This window comes from Hydrogenophaga pseudoflava (assembly GCF_004353865.1).
Lineage (GTDB): Bacteria > Pseudomonadota > Gammaproteobacteria > Burkholderiales > Burkholderiaceae_C > Hydrogenophaga > Hydrogenophaga pseudoflava.
On record NZ_CP037867.1, the window covers coordinates 4,084,917 to 4,102,568 of the forward strand.

Genomic DNA, 17,652 nt, shown 5'->3' on the forward strand with positions numbered 1-17,652 from the left:
CACATGGCTACCGCAGCATCAAAAGGCACCCAGGATTTCGTGTTCGAGTGGGAGGGAAAGGATCGCAACGGAAAGGCGGTTCGGGGCGAGACACGGGCGATTGGAGAAAACCAAGTGCTGGCTGCCATGCGACGCCAAGGCATCGTGGTCACCAAGGTCAAGAAGCGCCGGATGCGTTCGGGCAAGCGAATCAAGCCCAAGGACATCGCCATCTTCACGCGCCAGTTGGCAACCATGATGAAAGCAGGCGTCCCCCTCCTGCAGGCTTTCGACATCGTCGGACGTGGCAACCCCAATCCGAGCCTCTCCAAACTGCTCAACGACATCCGGTCCGACGTCGAAACCGGTACATCCCTCAGCGCAGCCTTCCGCAAGTATCCGCTGTACTTTGACAGCCTGTACTGCAATCTCGTCGAAGCGGGGGAAGCGGCCGGCATCTTGGAAGAGTTGCTGGACCGCCTGGCGACCTACATGGAGAAAACGGAGGCACTGAAGTCGAAGATCAAGTCGGCCCTCATGTACCCGGTCGCGGTGATCATCGTGGCGTTCGTGGTGGTGGCGGTGATCATGATCTTCGTGATTCCGTCCTTCAAACAGGTGTTCACCTCGTTCGGTGCCGATCTGCCTGGCCCCACACTGTTCGTGATTGCGATGAGCGAGTTCTTCACCGAATACTGGTGGTTGATCTTCGGCGGCATCTTCGGCGTCTCGTACTTCTTCATGCAGGCTTGGAAGCGCAATGAAAAAGTGCAAATGTTCATGGACCGACTACTGTTGAAAATACCCATCTTTGGGGCATTGGTGGAGAAGTCGGTAATCGCACGATGGACCCGCACACTGGCCACCATGTTTGCGGCTGGCGTACCGTTGGTCGAGGCACTGGACTCTGTCGGTGGCGCATCGGGCAACTCGGTTTTCTCCAAAGCCACCGAGCGCATCCAGCAGGAGGTATCGACCGGCACCAGCCTGACCAATGCCATGACCAATGCCAACATCTTCCCTTCCATGGTGCTGCAGATGTGTGCCATCGGTGAAGAATCCGGCTCCATCGACCACATGCTGGGCAAGGCCGCGGACTTCTACGAGGCCGAAGTGGACGACATGGTCGCTGGGCTGTCCAGCCTGATGGAACCCATCATCATCGTGGTGCTCGGTACGGTGATCGGTGGCATTGTGGTGTCGATGTACCTGCCAATCTTCAAGCTGGGCCAGGTCGTTTGATCAGCATGGTCAACCTGCTGGACGCTGCACTTCTGGGCGTTCTGGGGCTGCTGGTCGGCAGCTTCCTCAATGTGGTCATCCACCGACTGCCCAAGATGATGGAGTTGCGGTGGGCCGCCGAATGTGCAGAACTGCAAGGCACAGCAACAGACACTGATGCTGCGGCCCCCTACAACCTCATGGTGCCTCGCTCTGCCTGCCCGCATTGCGGACACCAGATCCGGTGGTTTGAAAATGTTCCGGTGGTCAGCTATCTTGCCCTTGGAGGCAAATGCGCCGGCTGCAAAGCGCCCATCAGTCTCCGCTACCCGACAGTGGAGCTCGTTGCGAGCGCTCTGTTCGCCTGGTGCGGCTGGACATGGGGGCTGGGTTGGGAGGCGTTGGTCTGGAGCGGGTTCGCCGCAAGCCTAGTGACACTGACCTGCATTGACTGGGACACCACACTGCTGCCCGACGACATTACCTTGCCGCTGCTTTGGGCTGGCTTGTGCGCTTCAGCGCTTGGCTTCACCGGCGTGTCGCTGGCCGAAGCGCTGTGGGGAGCTGTCGGGGGCTATCTGTCACTTTGGCTGGTGTATTGGGGATTCAAGCTGGCGACGGGCAAGGAAGGCATGGGCTACGGCGATTTCAAGCTCTTCGCCGCGCTGGGAGCATGGTTCGGCTGGCAGGCACTCGTGCCGATCATCCTCATGGCATCGGTCATCGGTGCCATCGTTGGCATTGGCATCAAGATGTTTTCCCAACTGCGCGAAGGAGGCTATGTTCCGTTTGGCCCCTTCCTGGCACTGGCCGGACTCACTTCGCTGTTCTTCGGGCCCCGCGCCATTCTGGCCGCGATTGGCCTCTGAACTGCCCGCCAGCCATGCGTCGCGTGGGCCTGACAGGAGGCATCGGCAGCGGAAAGAGCACCGTGGCCAAGATCCTGCAAACGTGCGGAGCCACCGTTCTGGACGCTGACCACATTGCGCGCATGTGCACCCAAGCCGGCGGTGCAGCCATACCGGACATACGGCACCATTTCGGCGAGACCTTCGTCTCCGCCGACGGCGCTATGGACCGCGACAGGATGAGGACACACGTGTTCGCAAACCCGCAAGCCAAACAGCTGCTGGAGTCGATCATCCATCCACGGGTCCATGAGGAGCTGGAGCGGCTGTTGCAAACAAGCCCTGCTGATTGCGTGGTGTTTGATGTGCCCCTGCTCGTCGAATCGGACCGCTGGCGCCCTCAACTGGATACAGTGCTCGTGGTGGACTGTGAGCACGAAACCCAGATCGCCCGGGTCATGGCTCGCAACGGTTGGCCTCGCCAGCAGGTCGAGAGCGTCATCGCCCAGCAGAGCCCACGTGCCAAACGGCTGGCCAGCGCTGATGGCGTGCTCTGGAACGATGGAATCGATCTGCCCGCGCTGCAAGCCTTGGTCCTGGGAATGACCCGCCGGTTGGGACTATGATGAACAAGCTCATGACTGAACCTCTGCGCCCTTTGACGCTGTGATCCTGTACGAATACCCCTTCAACGAGCGCGTCCGGACTTACCTCCGACTGGAGCATCTGTTCACACGGCTGTCCGAGCTTGTGACTCGCTCTGACGCGCTGGATCACCACTTCGCCATTCAGACCATCTTCGAGATCATGGATGTGGCCGCCCGTGCGGACATGAAGTCAGATGTCCTCAAAGACATTGACCGGCACCGCATCCAGCTCAACGGCTACCGCGGCAACCCTGCCATCTCCGAACGGGTGCTTGACGAAGTCATTGGCCAGCTGGACGCCAGTTTTTCGGAACTCAGCGGTGCAACCGGCAAAACCGGCCAGTCCCTGACCGACAACGACTGGCTGATGGCCATTCGGAGCCGCATCGGCATTCCGGGCGGTACCTGCGAGTTTGACTTGCCCGGTTACTTCCACTGGCAGCACCAGTCAGCGTCGCTGCGCCAAGCAGACCTTCAGCGCTGGGTACAGCCCCTGGCACCGCTGGCTGAAGCCATCATGTTGCTGCTGAAGATGATGCGGGACTCCGGGTCCCCTCACAAAGTGGTGGCTCCCGGCGGCCAGTTCCAGCAAAACCTTCCCCAAGGCCGTACCTACCAGTTGCTGCGCCTTGCCATAGATCCGCGCCTTGGGCTGATCCCAGAGATCAGTGGCAACCGCCTGATGCTGTCGGTCCGATTGCTGCGCTTGGGAGTGGATGAACGCCTGCATCCCGCCGGGGAGGATGCGTCTTTCGAGCTCACGCTCTGCTCCTGAACGCCTTCATGAGCCAGGTACCCAAACAGGTGACATGCCCGACCTGCGGAAGTGCAAGCCTGTACGCCGCCACCAACCCCTACCGACCTTTCTGCAGCGAACGCTGCAAGCAGATGGATCTGGGCGCCTGGGCGAGCGAACAGTTCAAAGTGCCCGAGCAGGCGTCCGATCGCGAGCCTGGCTTCGAAGAACACTGAGTCGTTTCAGCAGGCAGGCGGAGCAGCGGCAGCCTCTTCTTCGGCCAGCCAGGCGAGCACCGGCACCGTCCCCGGCAGCACAGGCTCGCAGCTCACCGGCAACCGCTCCCAGCGATGGCTCTGACCCTCATGCATGTGCAGGTCCCCGGACCACTCGTAGACCTTGCAGAAGTTCAGGCGGACCAGCGCGTGGGGATAGTCGACCAGTGATCGCCGCCAGGCCATGGCCGGGCCGATGGTGACGCCGATCTCCTCCTGCAGCTCCCGTCGCAAGGCCTGCTCCACGCTTTCACCGACCTCCAGCTTGCCGCCCGGGAACTCCCAATAACCAGCGTAGACCTTGCCAGGTGGTCGGGATGTCAGGAGATAGCGGCCCTCTGCATCGACGAGGATGCCGACCGCAACCTCCGTGACCGGGCGCTGCGCGCCCTCGGTGGTGCCGCCGCCATCGACCACCAGCACCGCGGTCTGCCTCATGGCTGCGAACGATGAGAGCCCGCGTAGTCGCGGGCAAACTGGTAGGCCACGCGTCCGCTGCGCGAACCGCGTTCGAGCGCCCAGACCAGGGCCTGCGGTCGCGCCGCTTCGATCTCGGCTGCAGGCACATCAAACGACGCCAGCCACTGGGCCACGATACTCAAGTACTCGTCCTGGCTGAACGGGTAGAAGCTGACCCATAGCCCGAAGCGCTCAGACAGAGAGATCTTTTCCTCCACCACCTCGCCGGGATGCACCTCGCCATCGGCGGTATGGGTGTACGTGAGGTTCTCCTTCATGTACTCCGGCAGGAGGTGCCGTCGATTACTGGTCGCGCAGATCAGGACGTTCTGCCCTGCCGCCGACACCGAACCATCGAGGATGGATTTGAGGGCCTTGTACCCCGCCTCGCCGTCCTCGAAACTCAGGTCATCGCAGAAGACCAGGAAGCGCTCGGGTCTGTCGGCCACCACATCCACGATGTCGGGGAGGTCCACCAGATCGGCCTTGTCCACCTCGATCAGCCTCAAACCCTGCGGCGCATACTCGTTCAGGCAAGCCTTGATCAGAGACGATTTGCCGGTACCACGCGCGCCCGTCAACAACACGTTGTTGGCGGGCAAACCTTGCACGAACTGCTCGGTGTTGCGCTGGATCTTTTCCTTCTGCCCGTCGATTTCCTGCAGGTCGGACAGACGCATCTGGGCCACCTGGCGCACCGGCTCCAGGACGCCATGACCGCTGCTGCGTTTGCGGTAGCGAAATGCGATGGAGGCGTTCCAGTCGGGAGCACCCAACGGCTGGGGCAGCACCGACTCGATGCGGGAGATCAGCTGTTCGGCTCTTTGCAGGAGCCGTTCGAATTGCTCGTTCATGCCCAGCGACCTTGGGTCAGGACCGGTAGTCGGCGTTGATGGTCACGTAGTCGTGGCTGAAGTCGCAGGTCCAGACCGTCTCGGTGGCGCTTCCGCGCCCCAGCCCGATGCGCACCAGGATCTCGGCTGCCTTCATGACGCGCTGCCCGTCTTCTTCGCGGTAGTCGGGGTTGCGACCACCCGCCTTGACGACATGCACATCCCCCAGATGCAATTCAATCTTGGACGCATCCAGGTCGGCGATGCCGGCGTAACCGACGGCGGCAAGAATCCGGCCCAGGTTGGGGTCGCTGGCAAAAAAAGCTGTCTTGACCAGCGGCGAGTGGGCCACGGCGTAGGCCGCCTTCAGGCATTCGTCGCTGCTGGCCCCGCCTTCCACCCGCACCGTGATGAACTTGGTGGCGCCTTCGCCGTCGCGCACGATGGCGTGGGCCAGGAACTGGGCCACTTCTGTCATGGCCGCCAGCAGGGCCCGGCCGTCGGCGCTGGCCAGGTCGGTCACGACCGGATTGCCAGCCTTGCCCGTGGCCACCACAACAAAGGAGTCGTTGGTCGATGTGTCACCGTCCACTGTGACGCGGTTGAAGGAACCGTCGGCCAGCCGTTTGGCCAGGGCCGGCATCAAGGCGGGCGCCACCGCCGCATCGGTGGCCACATAACCCAGCATGGTCGCCATGTTCGGGCGGATCATGCCCGCCCCTTTGGCGATGCCACTCACGGTCACGGTCTGGCCCCCCACCGTCGCCTGGCGGCTGATCGCCTTGGGAAGCGTGTCGGTGGTCATGATCCCCTCGGCCGCCTTGAGCCATTGCGCACCTGTGGCACCGGCGGCACTGCCGGCATCTGACAGAGCGGCAGGCAGTCCGACGAGCAGCCGCTCCAGTGGCAGGGGCTCCATGATCACGCCGGTCGAAAAAGGCAGCACCTGCTCGTGCTGCACACCCAGGGCCAGCGCCAGTGCATTCGTGGTCTGACGGGCGTTCTGCAAACCCGGCTCACCCGTGCCGGCATTGGCGTTGCCCGTGTTGATCACCATGGCCCGGATACCCAGGCCCGCAGCGAGATGGTCCCGGCACACCTGCACGGGCGCAGCCGCGTAGCGGTTCTGCGTGAACACAGCCCCGACGACACTGCCCTCATCCAGCAGAAAAACGGTCAGGTCCTTGCGGTTCGCTTTGCGAATGCCAGCTTCGGCCACGCCGATGCGAACACCCGCGACGGGCAGCAGGTCCTGGGCTTGGGGGGCAATGTAGTTCACAGCCATGGCATCAGATTCCGGTCAAAAGGGCATCAAGTCAGTGCGCCGTGGCAGTGCTTGTACTTCTTGCCGCTGCCGCAGGGGCAGGGGTCGTTGCGCCCCACACGCGGCACCTCGGCCACCGCAGTCGCGGGGTCGACAACGCTCTCGGCTTCGCCGGTTTCGGTCGGCGCGGTGTAGGTCACGTTGGCAATCTGTTCGGCGCTGGCCTCCATCTGCTCGGTGGCTTCAGAGATCTGCTCGGCCGACTGCACGCGCACGTTCATCAGGATGCGGGTCACGTCGTTCTTCACACTGTCGAGCAACTGGCCAAACAGCTGGAAGGCCTCCCTCTTGTACTCCTGCTTGGGCTGCTTCTGGGCGTAGCCCCGCAGGTGGATGCCCTGCCGCAGGTAGTCGAGTGCGGACAGGTGGTCCCGCCACTGGCTGTCGATGGTCTGCAGGAGCACCATGCGCTCGAACTGGGTGAAATTTTCATCGCCGACCAGTGCCACTTTGTCTTCGAACACTTGCTTGGCAGCCTTCTGAACACGCTCGACGATGTCGTCGACCTCGACCGCCTCGGACTCAGACACCCAGCTGGCAACCGGCAGATCCACCGACCACTCTTCGCGCAGCACACGCTCGAGGCCGGGCAGATCCCATTGCTCCTCCACGCTGCCTTCGGGCACGAACTGGTGCACCAGATCCGTCATGCAACCCTCGCGCAATGCGTCGATCTGGGCCCGCAGGCTCTGTGCGTCCAGGATGTCGTTGCGCTGCTGGTAGATCACCTTGCGCTGGTCGTTCGACACATCGTCGTATTCCAGCAACTGCTTGCGGATATCGAAGTTGCGGGCCTCGACCTTGCGCTGGGCACTTTCGATGCTGCGTGTGACGATGCCGGCCTCAATGGCCTCGCCCTCTGGCATCTTCAGCCGGTCCATGATCGCCCGTACCTTCTCGCCTGCAAAGATCCGCATCAGCGAGTCATCCAGGCTCAGGTAGAAACGGGACGAACCCGGGTCGCCCTGACGGCCCGAGCGGCCCCGCAGCTGGTTGTCGATGCGGCGGCTTTCATGACGCTCGGTCGCGATGATGCGCAGGCCGCCGAGCGACTTCACCTTCTCGTGGTCCGACTGCCACTGATCACGAAGCGCCTGCACGCGCTGCGCCTTGCTGGCGTCGTCCAGCGACTCGTCTGCATCGACCGCAGCGACCATCTTTTCCAGGTTGCCACCGAGCACGATGTCGGTGCCGCGGCCAGCCATGTTGGTGGCAATGGTGATGGCGCCCGGGCGCCCCGCCTGGACGATGATGTCCGCTTCGCGGGCGTGCTGCTTGGCGTTGAGCACCTCGTGCGGCAGCTTTTCGGCGGTCAGCAGACCGGAGATGATTTCCGAGTTCTCGATTGAGGACGTGCCCACCAGCACCGGCTGGCCACGCTCGTGGCACTCGCGGATGTCCTGGATCGCCGCAACGTACTTTTCCTTGGTGGTCTTGTACACGCGGTCGAGCTGGTCGACGCGCTGGCTGGGCCGGTTGGGCGGGATCACCACGGTCTCCAGACCGTAGATCTCCTGGAATTCGTAGGCCTCCGTGTCGGCGGTACCCGTCATACCCGACAGCTTGCCGTACAGGCGGAAGTAGTTCTGGAAGGTGATCGATGCCAGCGTCTGGTTTTCGGGCTGGATCGCGACGCCTTCCTTGGCCTCCACCGCCTGGTGCAGGCCGTCGCTCCAGCGGCGACCGGACATCAGCCGGCCGGTGAACTCGTCCACGATGACGATCTCGCCGTTCTGCACCACATAGTGCTGGTCGCGGTGGTAGAGGTGATGAGCCTTGAGCGACGTCACCAGGTGGTGCATCAAAGCGATGTTCGCAGGGTCGTACAGCGAAGCGCCCTCTGGCAACAGACCCGCCTGGCTGAGCAGGCGCTCGGCATTTTCGTGCCCCTGTTCGGTCATGTGGATGGAGTGTGCTTTCTCGTCCACCGTGAAGTCGCCCGGCTTGATCACGCCTTCGCCGGTGCGGGGATCGGCCTCGCCTTCCTGGCGGGTCAGGTGCGGCACCAATTGCTTGATGGCGGTATAGACCGGCGTCTGATCCTCGGCCTGGCCACTGATGATCAGTGGCGTGCGGGCTTCGTCGATCAGGATGGAGTCCACCTCGTCGACGATTGCAAAGTTCAGTCCTCGCTGCACGCGGTCCTTGGCCTCGTGCACCATGTTGTCGCGCAAGTAGTCAAAGCCGTACTCATTGTTGGTGCCGTAGGTGATGTCGGCACCGTACGCAGCCTGCTTGTCTTCGCGCGGGGCCTGGGGCAAATTGATGCCGACCGACAGCCCGAGGAAGTTGTACAGACGGCCCATCCACTGGGCGTCCCGACTCGCCAGGTAATCGTTCACGGTCACGACGTGAACGCCTTTGCCCGACAGCGCATTGAGGTAGACCGGCAGCGTGGCGGTCAGTGTCTTGCCTTCACCGGTTCGCATCTCGGCGATTTTCCCGGAGTGCAGCGCAATACCACCAACCAGTTGCACATCGAAGTGACGCATCTTCATCACGCGCTTGCTTGCCTCGCGCACCACAGCGAATGCCTCGGGAAGGATCGCATCGAGGGTAGCGCCGTCGGCCAGGCGGCGCTTGAACACCTCCGTCTGCGCTGTCAACTCGTCGTCGCTGAGCTTCTCGAATTGAGGCTCCAGACTGTTGATGCGTTCCACCGTTTTGCGGTAGGTCTTGAGCAGACGGTCGTTGCGGCTACCGAACAGTTTGGTGAGGAAATTTGTGGCCATAAGTGCGGACCGGCAGCAGGCATGGAAATGCCAGGCAGGCGAAATGATCGAACAACTCCTGCCAGCCGTATCGGCTTGCACGGGCACGCGGAAGGTGCCGGCAAACGCTGCTGTTTCAAGAGCAAAGCCGCAATTTTACCCGGCGGCTTCGGAGGCTGATCAGGGCCTCCGCGGGTTGCCTGGAACCAGTTGAGCCGCCGCGAGTGTCTCTCCTGCAGCCAGGAACCGGGATGGGTCCTGTGGTACGCCCGACACCCACACCTCGAAGTGCAGATGCGGACCCGTCGATCGCCCCGTGGAGCCCACCGCGGCGATGACCTGACCACGCTTGACGATGTCCCCCTTCTTGACGAGCACCCTTGACGCATGGGCGTAGCGGGTGATCAGGTCATTGCCATGATCCACTTCCACCATGTTGCCGTAGGCAGGGTGCATGTCCTGAACCACCACCACGCCTCCTGCGGCAGCCAAGATGGGTGTTCCGGTGTCTGCGGGGAAATCCAGGCCCGTGTGCAGGGCTGAGCGCCCGGTGATGGGGTCAATTCGGAACCCAAATGGCGAGCCAATGCGGCCACCCGCTACCGGCTCTTCGGTCGGGACAAGCGTGCGCTGTATCTTCTGGTCGAACAGTCGCGACTCGATCACCGTCAGCCAATCCACGCCCGCGCCACTGACTCTGTCCAGTTGGTTCATCGCAGACATCAGCTCAGGCAGCGTGAAATCCCGCCCAGACACCAAGGCCCCGCCGGATCCCGGCTGTACCTTGAACTCTTCGGGCTTCAGCCCTGCGAGTCCGGCCACACGCTCCCCCAACGACTCGATCTGGAGCATGCGGGCCTGCATTTCGCCGAGCTTGCGCGCCATGGCGTCCAGGTTCTCTCGCATGTACAGCTCTTTGGAGTCGACATCGCCCTGAGTCACCAGACGGGCAACCGAGTTGAAGCCAGGCCACTCCTGACGCACGCCATGCAGGAACACCCAGTGGTATGCGGCCACGGAGCCCAACATGACCAGTATCGACAAAAGAATGCCAGATAGTGCCAGCTTGAGGCCGCTCAAATGGAGCGCTTGGCTTTTGGCCAGCCAGGCATCCGTGATAATGATGTGCACTGTCAGACCACCTCTTTCAACGGCAGCGAAGTGTTGCCAAACCTGCCAAGCATGAGCACCGCCTCCCGGTACAACAGACGCGTGTTCAGCCTCGAACAGGCTGTTGGCGAAGAACCCACACTGGCACTTCTGCAGGAGCGCATCCGCGCCTCCCGGAACTGCCTGGAAGCGGTCACGGCACTGATACCAGCGCCGCTGCGTTCACAGGTTCAACCCGGCCCCCTGGAGGACGGTGAGTGGTGTTTGCTGGTCAGCAGCGCCGCCGCATCAACCAAACTTCGACAACTCCTGCCGTCCATGCGGCAGCGTCTGGAGCAAAACGGCATGGAGATTACCTCCATTCGTCTGAAAATCCAAACACCAAGACGCTGAGGTCTCCGAATGGTGCCGCTTGTCTGACTCGAACAGACGACCTATCGCTTACAAGGCGAGTGCTCTACCAACTGAGCTAAAGCGGCTTCTGGAAGAAAATTCTACTTGACGCGCTTGAGTTGGGGCCGACCGCCACTGCGACCCGCTCCATCTGGCGGAGGCTCCGCTCCGCCATCTTCAGACCCAACAGGCACCGGGACCGACCGGAGTGAAGGCACGCGATCAGCCGCCGCCTGCTCACCAGACTCCGGCGTCATCTGCACGGGTTCCTCGGTGGCCGTTTGCAGTTCATCCGGCGGAGGAAAAGCCATGCCCTCCCCGTTCTCTCGCGCGTAAATCGCGATCACATGGGTCGTCGGCACCACCACGTCTCGTGGAACGCCACCAAACCGCGCCTTGAACTCGATGAACTCATTGCCCAGGCGCAAACCATTGGTCGCGTCAAAGCTCACGTTGAGCACGATCTCGCGGTTGCGAACGTACTCCATCGGAACATTCACCGACCCATCCACACGCACGGCGATATGGGGCGAATACCCGTTGTCGGTGCACCACTCGTGCAAGGCACGTATGAGGTAGGGACGGGTCGAGGTTGATTCCATGTCGTCATGAATCATCGCTGAAGGCTCGCCTCAAGCGAGGCAGAACCTCATCACTTGCGCATGACCTTCTCGGATGGCGTCAGTGCCTCAATGTAGGCAGGACGAGAAAAAATCCGCTCGGCGTATTTCAGCAGAGGCGCAGCGTTCTTGCTCAACTCGATGCCATAGAAATCCAGGCGCCAGAGCAACGGGGCGATCGCCACGTCCAGCATGGAGAAGTTGTCACCCAGCATGAACTTGTTCTTGAGGAACACCGGTGCAAGCTGGGTCAGACGGTCGCGAATGTGGGCGCGCGCCTTTTCGAGGGCCTTCTCGTTGCCCTTGCTGCTCCGAGACTCAAGCACGGACACGTGGGTGAACAACTCCTTTTCGAAGTTCAGCAGAAACAGCCGAACACGGGCGCGATCCACCGGATCGCCGGGCATCAGCTGGGGATGCGGGAATCGTTCATCAATGTATTCATTGATGATGTTCGATTCATACAGAATCAGGTCGCGCTCCACTAGGATCGGCACCTGACCGTACGGATTCATGACACTGATGTCTTCTGGCTTGTTATAGAGGTCCACATCGCGGATCTCGAAGTCCATGCCCTTTTCGAACAGGACAAAGCGGCAACGGTGGGAATAGGGGCAGGTGGTGCCCGAGTACAAGACCATCATGTGGGAGTCTCCTAAGACAAAACAGTGGTTTGCTAGCCCGCGAACCCGCGGAACCGCAAACCACTGCAAATTTCATGGGTGACCCCGATACAGCTTCGGGGCCCCTGCATGCTCGATTTACTTGACGTCTTTCCAGAACGAAGCGTTCAGTCGCCAAGCCACGATGGTAAATGCCGCCAGGAAAAGAAGCACCCAGACGCCAATGCGCACCCGGCTGTTCTGTGCCGGCTCAGCCATCCACTGCAGGTAGGCCACCAAGTCACCGACGTTTTGATCGTACTGCTCTTGTGACATGGTGCCGGCCTTGCCGGGCTCCCAACTCTTGAACAGTTCGACTTGCTGACCGTGGCTCTCGTGTTTTTCGAAGACAGGCTTGCGTTCGCCCTGCAGTTCCCACAGCGGGTGTGGCATGCCGATGTTCGGGAACACCAGGTTGTTCCAGCCCGTGGGCTTGGTTTCGTCGCGGTAATAGCTGCGCAGCAGGGTGTAGATGTAGTCGGCACCAGTGCCGGCGCCGCTGGAGCGCGAGCGCGCCACCAGGGTCAGGTCGGGTGGATTGGCGCCGAACCAAGCCTTCGCCTGCTTGGGATCGATGGCCGCCTTCATCGTGTCACCGATCTTGTCGGTCGTGAAGGTCAGATTTTCGGCAATCTGCTTGTCGGTCAGGCCGATATCGCGCAGACGGTTGTAACGCATGAACGAGGCCGAATGGCAGCTCAGGCAGTAGTTGACGAACAGCTTGGCACCGTTTTGCAGCGCCGCCATGTCGTTCGTACGGGCTGGCGCCTTGTCCAGCGGAAAGCCAGAGCCAGCGGCCATGGCGACCCCGCTCAGACCGAAGGCCAGCATCAGGCCCAGAAACATCTTTTTCATGTTGGTGATTCTCCGGATCGCACTCAGTGGGGCTTGAAGGTGACGCGGCTGGGCACTTGCTTGAACTCGCCCAGGCGACTCCACCACGGCATCAGAAGGAAGAAGCCGAAGTAGAACAGCGTGCCAACCTGAGAAACACGCTCACCCACGGGGGACGGAGGCTGCACACCCAGATATCCCAGAATGAGGAAGTTGATCACGAAGACGGTGTAGAGCCACTTGTTCCAGCTCGGGCGGTAACGGATCGACTTGACCGGGCTGTTGTCCAGCCACGGCAGGAAGAACAGGATGATCACAGCGCCGCCCATGGTCACGACGCCCCAGAATTTGGCATCGATGGCCAGCATCAGCACCACAGTGACCGCAGCGGCACCCAGCACCACCACCTTGAACATCGCCGCAAGCTTGGACTTGAGCACGGCGAACAGGGCGGCAGCCAGCACGCAGGCGATCAGCGCATACATCATCTCGCTGGTGATAGCGCGCAGCATCGAGTAGAAGGGCGTGAAATACCAGACCGGCGCAATGTGCAGCGGCGTGACCAGCGGGTCCGCGGGGATGAAGTTGTTGAACTCCAGAAAGTAGCCGCCAAACTCCGGCGCGAAGAACACAATGGCCGAGAACACCATCAGGAACATCGACACACCGAAGATGTCGTGCACCGTGTAGTACGGATGGAACGGAACACCATCGGCCGGAGCGGACACCGACCAGCGATTGCCCTTGGGGCCCGCCTTGATTTCCACACCGTCGGGATTGTTGGAACCCACATCGTGGAGCGCCATCAAGTGGGCGACCACAAGGCCCAGCAGCACCAGCGGCACGGCGATCACATGGAAGCTGAAGAAGCGGTTGAGCGTGGCGTCACCGACCACATAGTCTCCACGGATCAGCAGCGCCAGATCGGGGCCCACAAACGGAATGGCAGAGAACAGGTTCACGATCACCTGCGCACCCCAGTAAGACATCTGACCCCACGGCAGCAGGTAGCCCATGAAAGCCTCAGCCATCAGCACCAGGAAGATGCCGCAGCCGAACAGCCACACCAGCTCGCGCGGCTTGCGGTAGGACCCGTAGATCAGGCCTCGGAACATGTGCAGGTACACGACCACGAAGAAGGCGGAAGCCCCCGTGGAGTGCATGTAACGGATCAGCCAGCCCCATGGCACGTCGCGCATGATGTATTCGACCGAGGCGAACGCCACCGGCACACCAGCCGCATTGAGGTTGGCGTCGGGCTTGTAGTGCATCACCAGGAAAATGCCCGTGACGATCTGGATCACCAGCACGAGCATTGCCAGCGAGCCGAAGATGTACCACCAGTTGAAGTTCTTCGGCGCGTAGTACTCGGCCATGTCGCGCTTGTAGATGTAGAAGGCGGACGGAATCCGGTTCTCGAACCAGTTCGTGACCTTCTGGACAACGGGCGCGTCGGGGGAAATTTCTTTGAATTCAGCCATGGATGCCTCTGTGGGGTCGTATTGCCTGCTGAGCGCAGGTCAGGCCTTTTTCTCTTCGCCGATCAACAGCGTGGTGTCGGACGTGTAGTAGTGCGGAGGCACTTCAAGGTTGTCCGGCGCTGGCTTGTTCTTGAACACGCGCCCCGCAAGGTCGAACGTCGAGCCGTGGCAGGCACAGAGGAAACCACCCACCCAGTCATCGGGCAGCGAGGGCTGGGGACCGGGCGTGAACTTATCGCCAGGCGAACATCCCAGGTGCGTGCAGATACCCACACCGACGAAGACCTCCGGCTTGATGGAACGGTGGCGGTTCTTGGCGTATTCAGGCGTTGGGTAGGCCTTGCGTTCAGAAGTCGGGTCGGCCAGCTGAGGCTCGACCTTCTCAAGAGCCGCCAGTTGCTCGGGACTGCGACGCATGATCCACACAGGCTTGCCGCGCCATTCGACCACGCGCTTCTCACCGGGCTGCAAGGTGGAGATGTCCACTTCGACCGCAGCACCCGCGGCCTTTGCGCGCTCGGACGGCTGAAAACTGCTTACAAAGGGGACGGCGACGGCGGCTGCTCCCACGCCACCCATGGCGGCGGAGGTGATCAGCCAGGTACGGCGGCTGTTGTCCACAGACGCAGCGACGGTTGCTTCACTCATGGGGATCTTTCAAGGAAGTTCAAGACGTGGCCCACTAGGGTCAACCCTGCATTGTACCGGAGCGTTACAAGCCGATTTTTCACTGATCCAGACACGACAAGTCAACCACCTTGCGAGCATCGAGCCTCACTGCCGTCGTCAGGAAAAGGTAATACAAATGTGTTCTGTGCGAGAATTATTTTTCTTGGTCCAAGGGGCCATTGTTTTGTGGAACGACCATTGAAGGAGTTCATCGAATGGCCATGTTGCAAGAGTTCAAAGAATTCGCCCTCAAAGGCAACGTCATGGATCTGGCTGTAGGCGTGATCATTGGTGGCGCCTTCGGAAAGATCGTGGACTCGATCGTGGGCGACCTGATCATGCCCATCGTCAGCAAGGTTTTCGGGGGCCTTGACTTCTCCAACTACTACATTGCCCTGGCGGGCCAGGCCGCAGGCCTTCCGCTGGCAGAGGCGAAAAAAGCGGGGGCGGTGCTCGCCTACGGCAACTTCATCACCATCGCGCTGAACTTCGTGATTCTGGCGTTCATAATTTTCATGATGGTCAAGCAGATGAACCGCATGCGCAAAGAGGCGCCTCCGGCGCCACCGGCCCCGACGCCGGAAGAAGTGGTTCTGCTGAGGGAAATCAGGGACAGCCTGCGCAAGTGAGCCAGCAGCCCAACCCGGGGCGGCCGACGACCCGAACCCAAGACATCCGCAGCCGTTAGGACGGGCTCAAACGGCTCATCTTGATGGCCGCATCCACCGCCGCCAGTAGGCTTGCGGCACTCGCCCGTCCGGTACCGGCCAAATCGAAGGCGGTGCCATGGTCGGGGCTGGTACGAACCATGGGCAAGCCCAGGGTGGTGTTGACGCCATGCTCCAGGCCGAGAAGCTTGACCGGAATCAGCCCCTGGTCGTGGTACATGGCAACCACCACATCGAACTCACCCTGGCGGGCCCGCATGAACACGGTGTCGGGCGCGTGTGGGCCGCTGACGTTCAATCCATCGGCACGGGCCCGATCCACAACCGGCTGCAGGATCTCGATTTCTTCCCGACCAAACAGACCACCCTCGCCAGCATGAGGATTCAACCCAGCGACGGCGATGCGAACGTCAGGCATGCCGCAGCGGTGATAGTGCGCTGCCGTGATGCGGATGGTGTCCATCACGCGTTCGGTGGTGACAGCCTCAAGCGCCTGCCGCAACGACACATGGATGCTCACCAGCACGGTGGCCAGCCCAGGCGCACTGAGCATCATGCGCACCGGCATCTCGCTCACAGGCACACCCAGGTGTTCAGCCGCCAGGGCTTGAAGGAACTCTGTGTGCCCCGGGTGCGGCAACCCCGCGACGGCCAGAGACTCCTTGTGCACAGGTGCAGTGACCAATGCCCTCGCCTGACCTGTCAATACCCACCGTGCGGCAGCAGCAATGCTGTCAGCTGCGGCTCGGCCGGCTTCGGCACTGATTCGGCCCCATGGCACCAATAGGCCCGGCGCACAGGTCTGTATCAATGCGAGCCCTTGGCGAGCTGCATGAGCCCATTCCCCCGGCCCATCGAGCACCACCACGTCAAGCGGAACACCACCGCGCTGCAGCCGGACCACTTCCGCGGCGCGCCGCAGGGTGGCCGCATCACCGGCCACCACCACCTGCTCCTGCAGATCGGGGCGTTCCAGCAAAGCACGGACCACGATCTCGGGTCCGATCCCAGCGGGGTCTCCCATGGTGATGACAAGCGGGCGGCGACGCCTGGGATTCTCGGAAACAGGAGTGCTCACGGTGTCATGCCGGGTTGGGAATGTCGATGAACTGATGATCAATGCCGAGCAGCTCCGCCAAGTGATCTGCCACCGCTGGCGCTCCGTAGCGCTCTGAAGCGTGATGACCACAGGCGATATAGGCCACACCGGCTTCCCGCGCGTAGTGTGTCTGGGGCTCCGATATCTCCCCCGTGATGAACACGTCGGCACCCGCGGCGATGGCCGCCTCGAAATAGCCCTGGGCACCACCCGTGCAGATCGCCACGCGCTCCACGCGGCGCCCCGGATCGCCCACCAGCAGCGCGGAGCGCCCCAAGGCACTCTCGATGTCCTTGAGCAGCTCGGCAGCCGGCGCCGGTGGGCGCAAACCCAGGAAACCCAGCGACTGGTCGCCGAAACGCCCTCCGTCTGCTTCCAGCAAACGGACACCGATGCGGCGCGCTAGCTGCGCGTTGTTGCCCAGCTCGGCGTGTGCATCCAGCGGCAGGTGATACGCCAGCAGATTGATGTCGTGTGAGAGCAGGCGCGCCAGACGCTGTTTCATCCAGCCCGTCACCCGTCCATCCTGACCACGCCAGAACAGTCCGTGGTGCACGAACAGGGCGTCTGCACCAGCGTCGATGGCCGCATCAATGAACGCCAGGCTGGCGGTCACTCCGCTGACCAGCTTGCGCACCCGCGCCCGACCCTCCACCTGAAGACCGTTGGGTCCGTAGTCCTTGAAAAGCGCAGGTTGCAGGAGGCGGTCGCAGGCTGCGAGCAGTTCGTCGCGCGAGACGCCTTGACCGGGAGATGTATCGGGTGGCATGGAGGCGGTGATATCAGAACCGGCCGCCACGGACATCCTGGCGGCAGCGTTCTATTTTGTCATCGCCCACCCGGGGACGCGGCCTCGACAGGTGCTGCTCAGCCGCGCTTGCGCTCGGCGCGCTCGGACTCCACCATCTTGCGGTTGAAGAACCGGTAGAACCAGATCGCCATACCGATCATGAAAGCGATGCCAGCGACGCTGAAAAGGCCATAGTCGGTTGAAAAAAGATCTGCAATGGCTTTCATTGTGTGCTCCAGTCCTCTGTGACAACAGACGGCCATTGCATCTCCAAGCCGCGCCGGCCGCATTGA

At 61.7% G+C, this 17,652-nt stretch carries 20 protein-coding genes and 1 tRNA gene; 7 read left to right on the forward strand and 14 right to left on the reverse strand.

From position 1 onward, the window contains the following. Nucleotides 1–3: 3 nt before the first annotated feature. From HPF_RS19655 to HPF_RS19675, 5 genes are read left to right on the forward strand one after another with little or no spacing between them, the layout of a single operon-like run. Nucleotides 4–1,221, forward strand: a complete 1,218-nt coding sequence (locus HPF_RS19655; RefSeq protein ID WP_066152952.1) for a type II secretion system F family protein — start codon at nucleotides 4–6, stop codon at nucleotides 1,219–1,221. 5 nt (nucleotides 1,222–1,226) lie between these two features. Further along, complete coding sequence (locus HPF_RS19660) at nucleotides 1,227–2,069, forward strand: prepilin peptidase (RefSeq protein WP_133157604.1); 843 nt, start codon at nucleotides 1,227–1,229, stop codon at nucleotides 2,067–2,069. Between the two features lie 14 nt (nucleotides 2,070–2,083). Beyond that, nucleotides 2,084–2,674 (forward strand): dephospho-CoA kinase, encoded by a 591-nt coding sequence (coaE, locus tag HPF_RS19665; RefSeq protein WP_133157605.1) that lies wholly within the window; start codon nucleotides 2,084–2,086, stop codon nucleotides 2,672–2,674. Between the two features lie 40 nt (nucleotides 2,675–2,714). Beyond that, nucleotides 2,715–3,470, forward strand: coding sequence for a cell division protein ZapD (gene zapD / locus HPF_RS19670; RefSeq protein ID WP_066152938.1), 756 nt, complete (start codon nucleotides 2,715–2,717; stop codon nucleotides 3,468–3,470). Between the two features lie 8 nt (nucleotides 3,471–3,478). Next, nucleotides 3,479–3,667, forward strand: coding sequence for a DNA gyrase inhibitor YacG (locus HPF_RS19675; protein ID WP_066152933.1), 189 nt, complete (start codon nucleotides 3,479–3,481; stop codon nucleotides 3,665–3,667). Between the two features lie 6 nt (nucleotides 3,668–3,673). On the opposite strand, the gene HPF_RS19680 is transcribed toward HPF_RS19675, so the two are convergent. From HPF_RS19680 to HPF_RS19700, 5 genes are all read right to left on the reverse strand, one after another. Continuing rightward, nucleotides 3,674–4,144, reverse strand: a complete 471-nt coding sequence (locus HPF_RS19680; protein ID WP_066152930.1) for an NUDIX domain-containing protein — start codon at nucleotides 4,142–4,144, stop codon at nucleotides 3,674–3,676. Continuing rightward, on the reverse strand, nucleotides 4,141–5,019 hold the full coding sequence (locus HPF_RS19685) for an ATP-binding protein (RefSeq protein ID WP_066152927.1): 879 nt from the start codon (nucleotides 5,017–5,019) through the stop codon (nucleotides 4,141–4,143). The genes HPF_RS19680 and HPF_RS19685 overlap by 4 nt, the downstream gene beginning before the upstream one ends. Nucleotides 5,020–5,035: 16 nt before the next feature. Further along, entirely contained in the window at nucleotides 5,036–6,283 is a 1,248-nt protein-coding gene (gene argJ, locus HPF_RS19690) for a bifunctional glutamate N-acetyltransferase/amino-acid acetyltransferase ArgJ (protein ID WP_066152924.1), read from the reverse strand. A 26-nt stretch (nucleotides 6,284–6,309) separates the two neighbouring features. Next, nucleotides 6,310–9,054: a preprotein translocase subunit SecA gene (gene secA, locus HPF_RS19695; protein ID WP_133157606.1), complete on the reverse strand. Its 2,745-nt coding sequence runs from the start codon at nucleotides 9,052–9,054 to the stop codon at nucleotides 6,310–6,312. A 159-nt stretch (nucleotides 9,055–9,213) separates the two neighbouring features. Next, nucleotides 9,214–10,164, reverse strand: coding sequence for a M23 family metallopeptidase (locus HPF_RS19700; RefSeq protein WP_133157607.1), 951 nt, complete (start codon nucleotides 10,162–10,164; stop codon nucleotides 9,214–9,216). 51 nt (nucleotides 10,165–10,215) lie between these two features. On the opposite strand from HPF_RS19700, the gene HPF_RS19705 reads away from it, so the two are divergent. Next, nucleotides 10,216–10,536, forward strand: a complete 321-nt coding sequence (locus tag HPF_RS19705) for a DciA family protein (protein WP_133157608.1) — start codon at nucleotides 10,216–10,218, stop codon at nucleotides 10,534–10,536. A gap of 10 nt (nucleotides 10,537–10,546) precedes the next feature. On the opposite strand, the gene HPF_RS19710 is transcribed toward HPF_RS19705, so the two are convergent. The 6 genes from HPF_RS19710 to petA form a co-directional block, all read right to left on the reverse strand. Then, nucleotides 10,547–10,622 (reverse strand) — tRNA-Thr (locus tag HPF_RS19710). A 15-nt stretch (nucleotides 10,623–10,637) separates the two neighbouring features. Next, nucleotides 10,638–11,153, reverse strand: coding sequence for a ClpXP protease specificity-enhancing factor (locus HPF_RS19715; RefSeq protein ID WP_207959221.1), 516 nt, complete (start codon nucleotides 11,151–11,153; stop codon nucleotides 10,638–10,640). A gap of 35 nt (nucleotides 11,154–11,188) precedes the next feature. Then, the gene (locus HPF_RS19720) at nucleotides 11,189–11,800 is read right to left on the reverse strand and encodes a glutathione S-transferase N-terminal domain-containing protein (protein WP_066152914.1); all 612 of its coding nucleotides are present in this window, start codon (nucleotides 11,798–11,800) and stop codon (nucleotides 11,189–11,191) included. A gap of 117 nt (nucleotides 11,801–11,917) precedes the next feature. Then, nucleotides 11,918–12,673 (reverse strand): cytochrome c1, encoded by a 756-nt coding sequence (locus HPF_RS19725; protein WP_066152911.1) that lies wholly within the window; start codon nucleotides 12,671–12,673, stop codon nucleotides 11,918–11,920. Between the two features lie 23 nt (nucleotides 12,674–12,696). After that, nucleotides 12,697–14,133, reverse strand: coding sequence for a cytochrome b (locus tag HPF_RS19730; RefSeq protein ID WP_127804448.1), 1,437 nt, complete (start codon nucleotides 14,131–14,133; stop codon nucleotides 12,697–12,699). Between the two features lie 39 nt (nucleotides 14,134–14,172). Next, complete coding sequence (gene petA, locus HPF_RS19735; protein ID WP_066152901.1) at nucleotides 14,173–14,781, reverse strand: ubiquinol-cytochrome c reductase iron-sulfur subunit; 609 nt, start codon at nucleotides 14,779–14,781, stop codon at nucleotides 14,173–14,175. Nucleotides 14,782–15,017: 236 nt separating this feature from the next. Between petA and mscL the strand changes: the two genes are divergently transcribed. Further along, the gene (mscL, locus tag HPF_RS19740) at nucleotides 15,018–15,431 is read left to right on the forward strand and encodes a large conductance mechanosensitive channel protein MscL (protein ID WP_133157609.1); all 414 of its coding nucleotides are present in this window, start codon (nucleotides 15,018–15,020) and stop codon (nucleotides 15,429–15,431) included. 55 nt (nucleotides 15,432–15,486) lie between these two features. Here mscL and pdxA read toward each other — a convergent pair whose 3' ends face one another. The 3 genes from pdxA to HPF_RS19755 all read right to left on the reverse strand — a co-directional run bounded on the left by pdxA (nucleotide 15,487) and on the right by HPF_RS19755 (nucleotide 17,586). Continuing rightward, nucleotides 15,487–16,548 (reverse strand): 4-hydroxythreonine-4-phosphate dehydrogenase PdxA, encoded by a 1,062-nt coding sequence (pdxA, locus tag HPF_RS19745; RefSeq protein WP_279512601.1) that lies wholly within the window; start codon nucleotides 16,546–16,548, stop codon nucleotides 15,487–15,489. Nucleotides 16,549–16,552: 4 nt separating this feature from the next. Further along, the gene (locus HPF_RS19750) at nucleotides 16,553–17,338 is read right to left on the reverse strand and encodes a Nif3-like dinuclear metal center hexameric protein (RefSeq protein WP_133157610.1); all 786 of its coding nucleotides are present in this window, start codon (nucleotides 17,336–17,338) and stop codon (nucleotides 16,553–16,555) included. Nucleotides 17,339–17,436: 98 nt separating this feature from the next. Further along, nucleotides 17,437–17,586: a DUF3149 domain-containing protein gene (locus HPF_RS19755; RefSeq protein WP_133157611.1), complete on the reverse strand. Its 150-nt coding sequence runs from the start codon at nucleotides 17,584–17,586 to the stop codon at nucleotides 17,437–17,439. Nucleotides 17,587–17,652: the final 66 nt, after the last annotated feature.

Coding starts and splice junctions, on each gene's coding strand:
- HPF_RS19655 (WP_066152952.1), top strand. CDS start 4: ATGGCTACCGCAGCATCAAAAGGCACCCAGGATTTCGTGTTCGAGTGG.
- HPF_RS19660 (WP_133157604.1), top strand. CDS start 1,227: ATGGTCAACCTGCTGGACGCTGCACTTCTGGGCGTTCTGGGGCTGCTG.
- coaE (WP_133157605.1), top strand. CDS start 2,084: ATGCGTCGCGTGGGCCTGACAGGAGGCATCGGCAGCGGAAAGAGCACC.
- HPF_RS19675 (WP_066152933.1), top strand. CDS start 3,479: ATGAGCCAGGTACCCAAACAGGTGACATGCCCGACCTGCGGAAGTGCA.
- HPF_RS19680 (WP_066152930.1), bottom strand. CDS start 4,144: ATGAGGCAGACCGCGGTGCTGGTGGTCGATGGCGGCGGCACCACCGAG.
- HPF_RS19685 (WP_066152927.1), bottom strand. CDS start 5,019: ATGAACGAGCAATTCGAACGGCTCCTGCAAAGAGCCGAACAGCTGATC.
- argJ (WP_066152924.1), bottom strand. CDS start 6,283: ATGGCTGTGAACTACATTGCCCCCCAAGCCCAGGACCTGCTGCCCGTC.
- secA (WP_133157606.1), bottom strand. CDS start 9,054: ATGGCCACAAATTTCCTCACCAAACTGTTCGGTAGCCGCAACGACCGT.
- HPF_RS19705 (WP_133157608.1), top strand. CDS start 10,216: ATGAGCACCGCCTCCCGGTACAACAGACGCGTGTTCAGCCTCGAACAG.
- HPF_RS19715 (WP_207959221.1), bottom strand. CDS start 11,153: ATGATTCATGACGACATGGAATCAACCTCGACCCGTCCCTACCTCATA.
- HPF_RS19720 (WP_066152914.1), bottom strand. CDS start 11,800: ATGATGGTCTTGTACTCGGGCACCACCTGCCCCTATTCCCACCGTTGC.
- HPF_RS19725 (WP_066152911.1), bottom strand. CDS start 12,673: ATGAAAAAGATGTTTCTGGGCCTGATGCTGGCCTTCGGTCTGAGCGGG.
- HPF_RS19730 (WP_127804448.1), bottom strand. CDS start 14,133: ATGGCTGAATTCAAAGAAATTTCCCCCGACGCGCCCGTTGTCCAGAAG.
- petA (WP_066152901.1), bottom strand. CDS start 14,781: ATGAGTGAAGCAACCGTCGCTGCGTCTGTGGACAACAGCCGCCGTACC.
- mscL (WP_133157609.1), top strand. CDS start 15,018: ATGGCCATGTTGCAAGAGTTCAAAGAATTCGCCCTCAAAGGCAACGTC.
- HPF_RS19750 (WP_133157610.1), bottom strand. CDS start 17,338: ATGCCACCCGATACATCTCCCGGTCAAGGCGTCTCGCGCGACGAACTG.
- HPF_RS19755 (WP_133157611.1), bottom strand. CDS start 17,586: ATGAAAGCCATTGCAGATCTTTTTTCAACCGACTATGGCCTTTTCAGC.